The sequence below is a fragment of the Sphaerospermopsis torques-reginae ITEP-024 genome, from assembly GCF_019598945.1.
In the GTDB taxonomy this organism is placed as follows: Bacteria; Cyanobacteriota; Cyanobacteriia; order Cyanobacteriales; family Nostocaceae; genus Sphaerospermopsis.
The window spans coordinates 1,349,152-1,361,844 of record NZ_CP080598.1; the positions used below are offsets into that span (position 1 = coordinate 1,349,152).

14 protein-coding genes are annotated in these 12,693 nt (G+C 37.3%); 4 read left to right on the forward strand and 10 right to left on the reverse strand.

What is annotated here, in order from left to right:
• Nucleotides 1-28 precede the first annotated feature (28 nt).
• A complete protein-coding gene (locus tag K2F26_RS06185) occupies nt 29-448 on the reverse strand; it encodes a type II toxin-antitoxin system VapC family toxin (protein WP_220610770.1) in 420 nt (139 codons plus the stop codon).
• A complete protein-coding gene (locus K2F26_RS06190; RefSeq protein WP_220610771.1) occupies nt 445-666 on the reverse strand; it encodes a hypothetical protein in 222 nt (73 codons plus the stop codon). Before K2F26_RS06190 ends, K2F26_RS06185 begins: the two co-directional genes overlap by 4 nt.
• A 175-nt stretch (nt 667-841) precedes the next feature.
• Here K2F26_RS06190 and K2F26_RS06195 point away from each other — a divergent pair, with 175 nt between their 5' ends.
• Nucleotides 842-1,636 carry an HNH endonuclease gene (locus K2F26_RS06195; protein WP_220610772.1) on the forward strand — a complete coding sequence of 265 codons (795 nt, stop codon included), beginning with the start codon at nt 842-844 and terminating at the stop codon, nt 1,634-1,636.
• 65 nt (nt 1,637-1,701) lie between these two features.
• On the opposite strand, the gene K2F26_RS06200 is transcribed toward K2F26_RS06195, so the two are convergent.
• Nucleotides 1,702-2,472, reverse strand: a complete 771-nt coding sequence (locus K2F26_RS06200) for a DUF4058 family protein (RefSeq protein ID WP_220610773.1) — start codon at nt 2,470-2,472, stop codon at nt 1,702-1,704.
• A gap of 314 nt (nt 2,473-2,786) precedes the next feature.
• Here K2F26_RS06200 and K2F26_RS06205 point away from each other — a divergent pair, with 314 nt between their 5' ends.
• A complete protein-coding gene (locus K2F26_RS06205) occupies nt 2,787-3,329 on the forward strand; it encodes a DUF2808 domain-containing protein (RefSeq protein ID WP_194057120.1) in 543 nt (180 codons plus the stop codon).
• Nucleotides 3,330-3,375: 46 nt separating this feature from the next.
• Here K2F26_RS06205 and K2F26_RS06210 read toward each other — a convergent pair whose 3' ends face one another.
• The 7 genes from K2F26_RS06210 to K2F26_RS06240 all read right to left on the reverse strand — a co-directional run bounded on the left by K2F26_RS06210 (nt 3,376) and on the right by K2F26_RS06240 (nt 10,570).
• The gene (locus K2F26_RS06210; protein ID WP_220610774.1) at nt 3,376-3,906 is read right to left on the reverse strand and encodes a protein-tyrosine phosphatase family protein; all 531 of its coding nucleotides are present in this window, start codon (nt 3,904-3,906) and stop codon (nt 3,376-3,378) included.
• Between the two features lie 2 nt (nt 3,907-3,908).
• Complete coding sequence (locus tag K2F26_RS06215) at nt 3,909-4,868, reverse strand: HEAT repeat domain-containing protein (RefSeq protein ID WP_220610775.1); 960 nt, start codon at nt 4,866-4,868, stop codon at nt 3,909-3,911.
• A 10-nt stretch (nt 4,869-4,878) separates the two neighbouring features.
• Nucleotides 4,879-5,106: a 4Fe-4S dicluster domain-containing protein gene (locus K2F26_RS06220; RefSeq protein WP_027401230.1), complete on the reverse strand. Its 228-nt coding sequence runs from the start codon at nt 5,104-5,106 to the stop codon at nt 4,879-4,881.
• A gap of 30 nt (nt 5,107-5,136) precedes the next feature.
• Entirely contained in the window at nt 5,137-6,198 is a 1,062-nt protein-coding gene (gene metX / locus K2F26_RS06225; RefSeq protein ID WP_220610776.1) for a homoserine O-acetyltransferase MetX, read from the reverse strand.
• A gap of 77 nt (nt 6,199-6,275) precedes the next feature.
• Entirely contained in the window at nt 6,276-7,586 is a 1,311-nt protein-coding gene (locus K2F26_RS06230; protein WP_220610777.1) for an O-acetylhomoserine aminocarboxypropyltransferase/cysteine synthase family protein, read from the reverse strand.
• Nucleotides 7,587-7,668: 82 nt separating this feature from the next.
• The gene (locus K2F26_RS06235) at nt 7,669-9,384 is read right to left on the reverse strand and encodes a fumarate reductase/succinate dehydrogenase flavoprotein subunit (protein ID WP_220610778.1); all 1,716 of its coding nucleotides are present in this window, start codon (nt 9,382-9,384) and stop codon (nt 7,669-7,671) included.
• Between the two features lie 130 nt (nt 9,385-9,514).
• A complete protein-coding gene (locus K2F26_RS06240; protein ID WP_220610779.1) occupies nt 9,515-10,570 on the reverse strand; it encodes a sulfonate ABC transporter substrate-binding protein in 1,056 nt (351 codons plus the stop codon).
• A 201-nt stretch (nt 10,571-10,771) separates the two neighbouring features.
• Between K2F26_RS06240 and K2F26_RS06245 the strand changes: the two genes are divergently transcribed.
• On the forward strand, nt 10,772-11,842 hold the full coding sequence (locus tag K2F26_RS06245; RefSeq protein ID WP_220610780.1) for an Mrp/NBP35 family ATP-binding protein: 1,071 nt from the start codon (nt 10,772-10,774) through the stop codon (nt 11,840-11,842).
• A gap of 73 nt (nt 11,843-11,915) precedes the next feature.
• Nucleotides 11,916-12,665: an SDR family NAD(P)-dependent oxidoreductase gene (locus K2F26_RS06250; protein WP_194057165.1), complete on the forward strand. Its 750-nt coding sequence runs from the start codon at nt 11,916-11,918 to the stop codon at nt 12,663-12,665.
• Nucleotides 12,666-12,693: the final 28 nt, after the last annotated feature.

Sequence of the window (12,693 nt, forward strand, 5' to 3'; positions counted from 1 at the left end):
TATTAGTTTGGCATATTTTTTCTAAAAGTCAAGACCAAGGATTAATGATGACAACCCCAGTACCAGCAAAATCATTTTCGTTACGAGTGACAAGTGATAGAGAGTGTTGAAGTGCGATCGCTGCAATGAGAGAATCCATAGCGGGTATAGGTCGGCCATTCTGTTCAAGTGACGCAACCAAATTTCCCCATAAGACCATTGTTGAAACATCTACAGTTAAGATTCTGTGTTCAAAGCGATTGGGTAGGGTTTCGTTTAGCCAAGTTGTGAGAGAGTCTTTTCTCTTAGATGGAGTAAGTTGGCAGATGCCTTTAGCGATTTCGCCAACAGTAATTACACTGAGGTAAAGTGTTTCTGGAACTTGGGCATCTACCCAATCTAAAACTTTTTGATTTGGTTGTTTGGCAACAAGTTCAGAAATTAGACAAGTATCAAGGAGGTAGGTCATGGGGTAAAGGTATCGCGGGGTAGACTGCGATCGCGGTTTAAGTCGAGTTCTTCAGCGAGTTCAGCCAAGGGGGATTGACGGAAAAATTCTGAGATTTTAGTAGGTTGTTCTGAGTTGGTATTGCTTGTAGTTAGGCTTTGGGCAAGGAGTTGAATAATATACAGTTTATCGTTATGTGAAAGCTGAAGGAGTTGTTGTTCGAGTTCTGGGATAACCATGATGGGGTTTAAATGCAGGATAATTTTATTGTACTTTCAGCGTCTACTCAATTTAAATAGAGCGATCGCCTCTAGCAGTGCTGGAAGCGATCGCTATACTTACTGAGCGATCACGTATAATGTAAGTACAAATATTTATAAATTAGTTAGTTGAAAAATAAGGAAGGTTTTTAATTTGACTGACTACAATAAACACGGACTTTCAAGAGATATACCAGAAGATGTAAAGAGAAAAGTGAGACAGAGATGTGGATTTGGTTGTGTAATCTGTGGTAATGCTATAGTTCAATATGAACATTTTAATCCTCCTTTTACACAAGCAAAACAACACGACCCAGATGGTATTGCCTTACTTTGTGGAGGTTGTCATAATGAAGTAACAACAGGATTTGGATCTAAACTTCTGGTTAGTGAGAATTCAAAGAATCCATTTTGTTTAAGAAGAGGTTATACTGCTCATAGATTGAAAATGGAGAATGATTATCCAGTAGTTGTGGTAGGGACAACAAGATGGGAAAAAACTATAACTATATTTGAAGTGTTTGGAGAACCTATACTCCAGATTGAACCACCGGAAAAAGCTCATACTCCTTACTTGATAACAGGTGTATTCTGTGACGAGGAAGGTAATGAACTTTTTCGCATTGTTAAGAATGAGTGGATTGGTTCAACTAGTAACTGGGACATAACATTTTCTGGAGGTAAAGTTACTATAAGAAGAAAATTGCGTGACATAGCACTTCAACTTCAATACAAACCGCCCAGTGAAATAATTATCACTAAAATCAATATGTACTATAAAGGAGCTAGAATTTTTGGAGATCAAAATGGATTGAGGGCAACTGCTCCAGATAAATCTACTATTTCAATTGGTAGTTCAAATTTTAAAGGAGTTTCATGCCGTACAGCATTTTCAATTGATTATTCAAGTGTCATAGTAGGTTATATGTGTGGGTATACTGGCTTTTGAGTCAGGAGTTCTATTTAGGTTCAAAATTTTCCTGATGAAATTAGATTCCTAATGAAATTAGATTCCTAAAGCAATACCTTCATCAATATCTCCCTTACCCAAGCTTCCTGATCAGAAGATAAACCAGGTTTTAGAACTTGTGAATAATCAATTGCTAAATCAAATCTAGCCCGTTCATAGATTTCATTAAGTAACCTCTGTAAATCAATCACAGGTTCATTTTCTCCCGAACGCAAAGGAACGGGAAAAACAGGAATAGGATCTTGTAAATCAAAACTGTAAAGGTCTGCATCTGGTCGTTGATGACTGCGGCTAACTAAAATGTGATAATCGCTTTTATTTGCTCCTATAATTGGCAAAGATTCACCTAATCTCAATAGGTCAATTTCCACTAAATTAGTAGCAGATGCTAAAATTTTCTGTCTCTTATTTTCGTAAACTGTTCTACCTTCCTTAGACCGTTTATTTCTGGGAGAAAGTATTTCAATTACAGTCACTACTTCCCGGCTTTGTGTGGCTTTCACTTCCAAAAATCGCTCAATTACTTCTTCATACATGGGAACTTTAACTTTACTAGGTTCTGCTAGTTTTGTAGTAGTTAAAGTTGTCCCAGTTTCTGCATTATTATTTCTTTTCGCAACAGCTACATCAGCAATTCCCACTAGGAAAATATCATCCACACTTGTGTAAACTCGCTCCTCAATAGAAACCCTGTATTGAGGGGCAATTTGAGGAGTTAAATCATCAGCTATAGCGACAATTAAACGATTATGTACTTGATGCCATAATTCAGGTTGTTCTAAATACGGATTCATACCAGGAAACGGATTTTGCATTTGCACTGTCTCCAACTTATTTACATCTCCTTTGATAGAATTATTTTATCGCTCTGTAGGTTGGCTTGACAATTTTTTTGGATTATGCTTGGATTGTGCGATGCCTGGGGCGAGTTTAGCGATCGCATAACCTAAAGTATATTTAGTTAAGTGAGCAGTATTGCGATATAACCTCTCATTTAATCCACCTAATCAGATAGGAATTAGGACGATTAAAATTAACTAATATGTGTAATTATTAGTGACTTCCACTTGCTAAACTAAAAGAGTGTAATTCAATATAAAAACCCATTTAAAACATCCAATTCAAAAATATGAACAGCTTTCAAACTTTATGTAAAACCCTAGCTATTAGTACAGGAATCTTTTTGTTATCTGTACCTGCTACTTATGGAATACCAGCAACAAAATTATTGACTGCCAAAACAACTTACAATCAAACAGGTTCTTGGAACGCAACTTATTATTTTACAATCAAATTACCAGAATCTCTGGCTAATTGGCAATTAAAACAAGTTGTTTTGACACAAATAGAAGGTGTAGAAAATATCAAATTCAATCAGAAAAACAGTTTTGCTTTTGTAGAAGCAGATGGACAAAAAGAAAAGCTAGGTATTACCCTAACCAAAAGTTCAACTCAACCACAAACTATCATTGCTACTTTTGATAAACCAATTTCTGCAAATCAAACAATTACTATTGCTTTAAAACCTTTTTATAATCCCGTCAGTGAAGGTATTTATCTATTTCGAGTTCATGTTATTTCCTCTGGTGAAAAGACGAATAATTTAGTTGTGGGAACTGGTCGGTTGCAATTTTACAATGATTTTGATAATCACCTATTTTATCAAAGGTAAAGTGTTGATAAATTGCTGATTTTTCAGACAAATTCAGCAATATCCATCAATTAGTTAAGAATGCTAGACGACAATTATTCAGCAGCACATTTAATTCTCGTGCAACTTGTAATGGATTTTCACTTAACATTACAGCTTCATGAGGATTTCTTCCTGTTCTTATAACAGCAGAAATTGCATCTTGATTAGAAAATCCCCGCATAGTAACTAACCACGCTGCTAATATATGTCCAGTGCGGCCAATTCCACCAGCACAATGCACAACTACTTTTTCATTTTGTTGATTTGCTGTGATCAAAAAAGGTATAATTTTCTCTGTGAGTGTTTCTAAATCAGATAAATAAAAATCTTCAATTGGTGTCCAACAAATTTTTTTATTACCAAATTCTTGCCGATATTTATCTAAAAGGTGGGCATAATTAGCTAGTTGTTTTTCACTAAGTAAACAGCAAACTCGCCTGATATTTTGGAATTTCATAAACTCAATCCAATCATATACCTGATTATCAGTATATCCAGGTCGAGAAGCACCAAAAACTATTGTTTCTTGTTCCCAAGCAGGGGCAAATTTGTACATCTTTAAATAGCCAAATTTTCAATCTTTTTAATTGCTCTTTCCGCGTAAATAGAAACATCTCTATCAGGATCATCTAGTGCTTGTTGAAGTGCATTTAAAGCATCAGCATTTTCTAAGTTACCAAGTGCTATAGCTGCCTCTTTTCTGACATCAGAATATTCGTCTGTTAGTGCTTTAATCAAATCAGGCAATAAATTTTGATCTGGCATTTTTTGTAATACTTGAAGCGTGAATTTTCGCACTTGCCAATGTTCATCTTCTAGAGCAATTTTCAAAGCTGTAATTGCTTCTGAATTAGCGTGAATTGCTAGAGATTTAGCTGCATTGCGTCGTACTTGCCAATCAGGATCGGAAGTTAATAATTGACTCAATAATGTGACAATTTCTTGATCTACTAAATGTCCTAAAGTTAATGCTGTTGCACGACGGACATTATCATCAGAATCATTAATTAAAGATAAAGCTGGTGGACAGATTTGTACTTGGTTTAAATAACGTAAAGTTGTCACAGCAGCTTCTCGGAGTTCTGAATATTTGGAATCAAAAAAAGATAACACCGCAGGTAAAGATTGAATATCATGTATCTTCCGCAATAAGATTAAGATGTTAATTTGGAGATTGATATTTTCTTGATTCAGTGCATCCAATAAAAGCAATAAATGATCTGTGGTGACTAATTCACCTAATGCTGATAATGCTTCAGTGCGAACTTCTATATCTGGGGAAGCGAGAGTTTTTAATAAAGCGGGTACAGCAACAGGATTAGCAAGTTCCCAAAGTGCAGATACGGCTATTTTTTGTACTGCGGTGCTTTCATCTTGGAGAGCGATAATTAAAGCGTCAACTGCTGCGTCTTCTCCTAGATGTTGTAGAGATTTTACCGCAACTAGGCGATCGCTCACATCAGGCGATCGCAACATTTCCAACCATTGATTTAATTCTGAATCTGTATCTGTAAACATTTCTGCACCTCTACCGCAATAAAAAAGGAATTTGTACTGTAATCGCATTTGTTGGACATTCTTTCTCACAGGGTAGACAGAACCAACATTCATCATATTTCATGTACGCTTTTCCTGTTTCTGGATTTTTTGCTAACACATCCAAAGGACAAACTTCAATACAAGCAACACATTTTTCTAAACATTTAGATTCATCCACAATTACTGGGACATCTACTCTTTGATTAATTAAAGCCATAATTGTGTAACTTCCTAATTTGATTAAAAATTAAACAAAAAATTCCAATTCTTCCCTAAAAGAAACCACCATTTCATTCAATGCTTCCAGATCAATTAAAAAAGCATCATGTCCGTGGATTGATTTGAGCAAACCCAATTGAGCATGAGGAATTAAATCTACTAATTCTTGTTGTTCTACTGGAGGATAAAGAACATCAGAATCAATGGAGATAATTAAAGTTGGTTGATTGATACTTTGCAAAACCGATTGATAATCTTTTCTATTCCATCCCACATCATGACTATCCATTGCATGAGTTAATGTAATATAAGTATTAGCATCAAAACGTTCTATTAGTTTTTGACCTTGATAATGTAAATAACTAGCCATAGCAAACTGATTGGATTCATCCTGCTGTCTGCCAAAACGATTTGAAAAACTCTCCCAATAACGATAGGTAATCATTGCCATCATTCGTGCTACAGCTAGTCCTTGGTTCGGTGGTGCATCACTTGTATAGTTTCCCCCTTGCCAATTTGGATCTGTATAAATTGCCTGTCTTTGTGCTTCACTTAAACCAATAGACCATGCTGAATGTTTTCCAGGTGATGCCATTGGTGCGATCGCTCTCACCTTTTCTGGATATAATAAAGCCCATTCTAAAACTTGCATTCCACCCAATGAACCACCAATTACCAACTGTAGAAATTTAACTTCTAAATATTCTAAAAGTGCAGCTTGGAGGTGAACCATATCCCGAATTGTAATTCTGGGAAAAGATGCACCATAAACCTTTCCTGTATTTGGGTTAATAGAAGTTGCTCCAGTTGTACCGTAACAACTTCCTAAAATGTTGCTGCACACGATAAAATCCTGAGCAGGATCAAAGGCTTTCCCAGAACCAAACAAATCTCCCCACCAGTCGTCAGCGTCCGCAGAACCAGTAAGCGCGTGACAAATTAAGACTCCATTATCGCGGTTTATGTTTAATTTTCCCCAAGTACGGTAAGCAACCTGAACATTAATTAATACTTCACCAGATTCTAATGGAAATGGTTTTGATAACTGGTAAAACTGGGTTTGTGGTGAAATGAAGTCTAGGTATTTCATAAGCAGGGAATAGGGAATAGGGAATAGGGAACAGACAATTTTTCCTCTGTACCCTTACTTTCTTTTACTGTCACCTGTCACCTGTCACCTGTCACCTTCTTAAATGCTTGTTCAAAATCCTCCTTAATATCGTCAATATGTTCAATTCCCACAGATACCCGCACTAAATCTGGTGTTACACCAGCCGAAATTTGTTCACTATCACTTAGCTGTTGATGAGTTGTAGAAGCAGGATGAATAACAAGGGTTTTTGCATCACCAACATTAGCCAAATGACTGGCTAATTTCACATTACTAATAAAAGCTTTACCTGCTTCTAGTCCACCTTTGATACCAAAATTGAGAACTCCCCCAAAACCATGTCGGAGATATTTTTTAGCTCGTTCATGATATGGATGATTGGGAAGTCCTGGATAATTAACCCATGCTACCTGCTCTTGTTGTTCTAACCATTTAGCCAATTCTAAAGCATTGTTAACATGACGATCTACACGCAGGGAAAGGGTTTCTAATCCTTGCAGTAATAGAAAAGCGTTAAATGGACTTAATGCTGCTCCTAAATCTCGTAATCCTTCGACTCTGGCGCGAATAATAAAAGCAATATTACCAAATTGACTACCTTTCCCAAATACTTCTTGAAAATTCAATCCATGATAACCAGGGGAAGGTTCGGTAAAGAGGGGAAATTTGCCATTACCCCAGTCAAATTTACCAGAATCAACTATTACACCGCCAATAGATGTACCATGTCCACCAATCCACTTGGTTGCAGATTCCACAACAATATCTGCACCATGTTCAATTGGTCGTGCTAGATATCCACCTGCACCAAAGGTATTATCTACAATTAAAGGAATACCATTTTCGTGGGCAATGTGGGCTAAGGCTGTAAAATCGGGGATGTTAAATTGGGGATTACCAATGGTTTCAACGTAGAGAGCTTTTGTGTTTTCATCAATTGCTTGACGGAAATTTTCTGGGTCATCTCCTTCCACAAATTTGACATTTATTCCCAATCGTGGTAAGGAAACTTTGAACTGGTTATAAGTTCCCCCATAGAGGAAACTGGTAGAAACAATATTATCTCCTGCTTGAGCGATCGTACTTATTGCCAAAAATTGTGCCGCTTGACCGCTAGAAGTGGCTAAAGCTGCCACACCACCCTCTAATGCTGCAATTCTTTTTTCAAATACATCCGTTGTCGGATTCATGATCCGGGTATAAATGTTACCAAATTCCTGGAGAGCAAATAACCGCGCTCCATGTTCAGCATCATCAAAAACGTAGGAAGTGGTTTGATAAATTGGTACAGCGCGGGCATTAGTACCAGGTGCAGGTTCTTGTCCAGCATGGACTTGTAGGGTTTCAAAACGATAGTTTTCTGACATGGGTAGTTCTAGTTATTCAAGTAGGTTGACTATCAAAAAATAAGGAGGTTTTTAATTAGTTTCTGATTTACTAATTATCTAATTATCTAACCGCAACATCATAAACTTCTTGCTGTAAATCAACCTCCACAACATAAGGCTCAATTTGACGTTTGAATAAAATCATTTCTCCTAATTCATTCTTTTTCAAATTTACATGACAAAACCACTCTTCATTATTTTTATCTGGAAAATCCAACCGATAATGATATAAACCCCAACGACTTTCCCGACGATATAAAGATGCTCGTGCTGCCATTTCTGCACAATCACGGATAAAATGTACTTCCATACACCGCATCAGTTCATGAGGGTCACGCGCTCCCATTTGGGCTAATATTTCATGATAACGCACAAAATTATTTAGTCCAATTTCCATTTTATTACCGGATTTTGGTGGTTGTAGATAATCATTCACTATTCGGCGTAACTTATATTCAACTTGAGTATGAGGAATACCATTTGGTTGATTTAATGGTTCATAAATTCTCGCTTTTTCTGTTTCCAGAAAATCAGGATCAGGTTCTATATGTTCTAAATTTTCAATATAATTAATGGCATTTTCTCCTGCTAACCGACCAAAGACAAATGCACCAATCATATAATTATGAGGAACGCTGGCCATATCTCCGGCTGCATAAAGTCCGGGTACTGTAGTTTCTGCTTTTTCATTCACCCACACACCAGAAGCACTATGTCCACTACATAATCCTATTTCTGAAATATTCATTTCTACGCCATGAGTACGGTAATTTTCACCTCTACCCTCATGAAAACGTTCTCTACTCGGTCTTTCATTTGCCCATAAAACGGACTCAATTTCGGAAATTGTATCCTCATCCAAATGAGTCATTTTCATTTGAATTGGTCCTTTACCAGAGTTTAATTCTTTCCAAATCTCTAACATCATTTGCCCACTCCAATAATCGCAATTAATGAAGCGGTTTCCTTCAGCATTGGCTGTATACGCACCAAATGGACCCGCAACATAGGCACAGGCTGGACCATTATAATCTTTGATTAATGGGTTGATCTGGAAACATTCAATATTGCTTAATTCTGCTCCTGCATGATAAGCCATTGAATAACCATCTCCGGCATTTGTAGGATTTTCATAAGTTCCATAAAGATAGCCAGATGCAGGCAAACCCAAACGTCCACAAGCACCTGTAGAAAGTATAACAGCTTTAGCTTGAATAACTACAAAATCTCCACCGCGCACATCAAACCCAACTGCACCAATGGCTCTACCATTTTTTACTAATATTCTAGTTGCCATAACGCGGTTTGTAACCTTCACTTTATGGCGTTTAACTTGGCGGGTAAGAATGGTTTTTAAGTCTTTACCTTCTGGCATGGGTAAGACATATTTTCCTACCCGATGCACTTGTTTAACGTCATAATTCCCTTGGGGATCTTTTTGGAATTTAACGCCCCAATTCTCTAATTCTTGAATGGTTTCAAAACCTAATTTACCTGTTTGATAAACGGCTTTTTGGTGCAGAATACCATCGTTAGCAATGGTGACTTCGCGGGTATATTGTTCTGGGGTGGAATTGCCAGGAATAACGGCTGTATTAACTCCATCCATTCCCATTGCGATCGCCCCACTACGGCGAATATTTGCTTTTTCTAAAATTAACACCTCAGCATCAGGATTTGCTTGTTTGGCTTTAATTCCTGCCATTGTCCCCGCAGTCCCACCACCAATTACTAAAACGTCGGTTTTTAGCCACTGTGTATTGATGTTTGTTACCATATACCACTCTTTTAAGAATTCAAAATTTTTTTCTCACGCAGAGGCGCAGAGAGCGCAGAGAAAGTCAAGGAAGATTTTTAGAAATAATTGATAATTAGTAATTTTTCTATTACCAATTACCAACTATAAATTATTTCTTTTCTTGCCAAACTACTTCTTTAACCTTAATTTCTTTAGGAATCAATTTGATTTGATAAAAAGTATCAGCAATTTCTTGTTGTTTGCTAATTACTTCCTCTGTCAGAGGTAGTACACCATAATCACGCCGCTTTTCTGCTGTTTCTAAAACAGCCGCATCTATACCCAATACAGGTGAAAGTAACTGAGCTACTTCAGTAGGATTATTTTTTGCCCAATCGCTAACTTTATTTACCCCATCCAAAACTGTTTTTAAACCTTCTGGATTTTTATCTACAAAAGATTTAGCAGCCAGATAATAACCTAAATTGGGAGCTAATCCAGTGGCATCTGTGAGAGTGCGTGCGCCAGTTGCTTTTTCGGCTGCGGCTAAAAATGGGTCCCAAATTGCCCAAGCATCAACATTTCTACCTTCAAATGCTACACGAGCATCTGCTGGAGGAAGGAAAGTTGGTTTGATATCGGTGTATTTTAATCCAGCTTTTTCTAGGGCTTTGACTACTAAATAGTTAGTATTTGATCCTTTCGCAAAAGCAACTTTTTTACCTTTAAGATCAGCCACATTTTTAATAGGTGAATCCTTATGAACAATAATCGCTTCTGCTTTGGGAGTCCAAGGATCATAGGCAACATATACAAATGGTGTACCTGCTGCTTGAGCAAAAATTGGTGGTGCTTCTCCCGTGTAACCAAAGTCAATACTACCAGCATTTAAAGCTTCTAACATCGGTGGACCTGCGGGAAATTCAGTCCATGTCACAGAAGCACCAGAGGCTTTTAACGCTTTTTCTAATTCCCCTTTTGCTTTGAGTGCGTAAAGAACAGTTGCAGCTTTTTGGTAGCCAATGCGAATTACGGTATTGCTATTTGCTGCATTAGAAGTTGGATTTGGACTAGCTGTTTCGGTTGTGTTGGGAGAACAAGCAGAAATAGCTAAAGTCAAGCTTAATCCAACTGCAAACAGTAAGAAAAAATTGCGAAAGTTCGATTTTTTAAGAAAAGTGATTCCAACTTCAAATAATCGGAATAGAGAGAATTTACTCAACATTACCCTACTTGTAAAGGTCAATAAAATATTCAAACTTTAAGTCAATTCATGATAAAACTACAGTATGTCAATCGAGTTACCGTATTTTACTCTTAAAATATCACATAGAGGAAATTGAAATGCAAGCTTTTCTTTAAAAAAAGTAATTATTCTGTCATTTAGTTATTCACTTCGTAATTTTATATACCAGATCGCCGTGAAATGCTGAAAAAATCAGATTTGAACAATAGCCTTTTGCAAGAGGAAGTACAAACAGATTCTTCCCATCTCCCACAAGAAGAAGTTATTCAACTCCTGAAACAAGTAATTGAACCTACCCTAAAAAACGACATCGTTAGTTTAGGAATGGTACGAAATCTGCGGATAGTTGATCAATATATTTATTTGCGCTTGTATATAGGTTCTCGTCAGCAGCACTTAGAAGCAGAAATAGAAACCGTTTTATCATCATTAACTTGGTGTAAAAAAACCTACATTCAAGTTTGTACAATTCCAGGGGTAAAAACGACATTAGCCATATCTAGCGGTAAAGGGGGTGTGGGTAAATCCACAACCGCAGTTAATTTAGCCGCGGCTTTGAGGTTAACAGGAGCGAAAGTTGGGTTATTAGATGCTGATGTTTATGGTCCTAATGTTCCTCAGATGTTGGGATTAGGACAATCGGAAGTTACAGTTATTGATACTGCTAATGGTCAGAAATTTTTACCTTTAGAAGTTCATGGTATCAAAGTCATATCTGTAGGATTGTTGGCAGAACCGGATCATCCTCTAGCATGGCGTGGACCCGTCTTACATAAAATCATTACTCAATTTATCCATGCAGTTGAGTGGGGAGAATTGGACTATCTGTTGATAGACTTGCCTCCCGGTACTGGTGATGCTCAAATCACGATTGTGCAAGAAAGCCCGATTTGTGGGGTGATATTGGTAACAACACCTCAACAAGTGGCTGTTGCTGATGTGCGTCGCAGTATCTATATGTTTCGTCAAGTGGGTGTTCCTGTTCTCGGTATTATCGAGAATATGAGCTATTTTATCGGCGTAAATGGGGAAGAAACTGCGATTTTTGGCAGTGGCGGCGGTGAAAAGTTATCAAATGAACTCCAAGCACCGCTTTTAGGCAAAATTCCCCTCGATCCGCGTATTTGTAATGGTGGTGATACTGGTCAACCTCTTACCCTTGCTGACTCTAGTTTAGCTACAAGTCAGGTATTTATAGATATTGCTGCGGCTTTAGAGAATACTTTTCTTGCTTTTTCTAGTGATCTATGAGATGCTTGATTTTAAATCTACAAAATCTCTATCAAGTTACCGTATTTTATTAATTAATCAATGGGTGTTTACTATGGCAGGTAAATTAGATGGTAAAGTGGCTATTATTACCGGAGCTTCTTCGGGAATTGGTAAAGCTACGGCTATTTCATTAGCAGCAGAAGGGGCAAAAGTAGTAATTGCTGCCAGAAGGGGAGAGCGTTTAGAAGCAGTAGCAAAACATATTACTGAAAATGGTAGACAAGCATTACCTGTTGTTGCAGATATTACCGATGAAGTACAGGTTAAAAATTTGATCCAAAAAGCTAATGCAGAATTTGGGCGCGTAGATATTTTGGTAAACAATGCAGGTATATCATTTCCAGGCAGGATTGAAAATGCAGATCCCGCAAACTGGCGAAAAATGATTGATATTAATGTTCTGGCGTTAATGTACGCAACTTACACAGTTTTACCTATATTCAAAGCGCAGAAATCAGGACATATCGTTAATATTTCATCCGTAGCTGGTCGCATCGCTCGTGCAGGAATGGCTGGTTATAATGTGACTAAATGGGGTGTAAACGCCTTTTCGGAAGCATTACGGCAAGAAGTGTATCAAGATAATATCCGTGTTACTATTATTGAGCCTGGTTTGGTAGAAACAGAAATTGATCAGCATATTACCGATGTAGTGGCAAAGCAGGAAATTGAAACCAGACGAAAAGCAATTACACCATTACAAAGTGAAGATATAGCAGCAGCAATAATTTATGCTGTTACCCAACCACAGCACGTAAATGTGAATGAAATCTTGATTCGGCCTACTCTGCAAGATCGATAATCACCAAAATCATATCAAAAATTAGGTA

Bases quoted from the DNA above. Each gene is read 5' to 3' on its own strand.
- K2F26_RS06185 (WP_220610770.1), bottom strand. From the start codon at position 448: ATGACCTACCTCCTTGATACTTGTCTAATTTCTGAACTTGTTGCCAAA.
- K2F26_RS06190 (WP_220610771.1), bottom strand. From the start codon at position 666: ATGGTTATCCCAGAACTCGAACAACAACTCCTTCAGCTTTCACATAAC.
- K2F26_RS06200 (WP_220610773.1), bottom strand. From the start codon at position 2,472: ATGCAAAATCCGTTTCCTGGTATGAATCCGTATTTAGAACAACCTGAA.
- K2F26_RS06205 (WP_194057120.1), top strand. From the start codon at position 2,787: ATGAACAGCTTTCAAACTTTATGTAAAACCCTAGCTATTAGTACAGGA.
- K2F26_RS06210 (WP_220610774.1), bottom strand. From the start codon at position 3,906: ATGTACAAATTTGCCCCTGCTTGGGAACAAGAAACAATAGTTTTTGGT.
- K2F26_RS06215 (WP_220610775.1), bottom strand. From the start codon at position 4,868: ATGTTTACAGATACAGATTCAGAATTAAATCAATGGTTGGAAATGTTG.
- K2F26_RS06220 (WP_027401230.1), bottom strand. From the start codon at position 5,106: ATGGCTTTAATTAATCAAAGAGTAGATGTCCCAGTAATTGTGGATGAA.
- metX (WP_220610776.1), bottom strand. From the start codon at position 6,198: ATGAAATACCTAGACTTCATTTCACCACAAACCCAGTTTTACCAGTTA.
- K2F26_RS06230 (WP_220610777.1), bottom strand. From the start codon at position 7,586: ATGTCAGAAAACTATCGTTTTGAAACCCTACAAGTCCATGCTGGACAA.
- K2F26_RS06235 (WP_220610778.1), bottom strand. From the start codon at position 9,384: ATGGTAACAAACATCAATACACAGTGGCTAAAAACCGACGTTTTAGTA.
- K2F26_RS06240 (WP_220610779.1), bottom strand. From the start codon at position 10,570: ATGTTGAGTAAATTCTCTCTATTCCGATTATTTGAAGTTGGAATCACT.
- K2F26_RS06245 (WP_220610780.1), top strand. From the start codon at position 10,772: ATGCTGAAAAAATCAGATTTGAACAATAGCCTTTTGCAAGAGGAAGTA.
- K2F26_RS06250 (WP_194057165.1), top strand. From the start codon at position 11,916: ATGGCAGGTAAATTAGATGGTAAAGTGGCTATTATTACCGGAGCTTCT.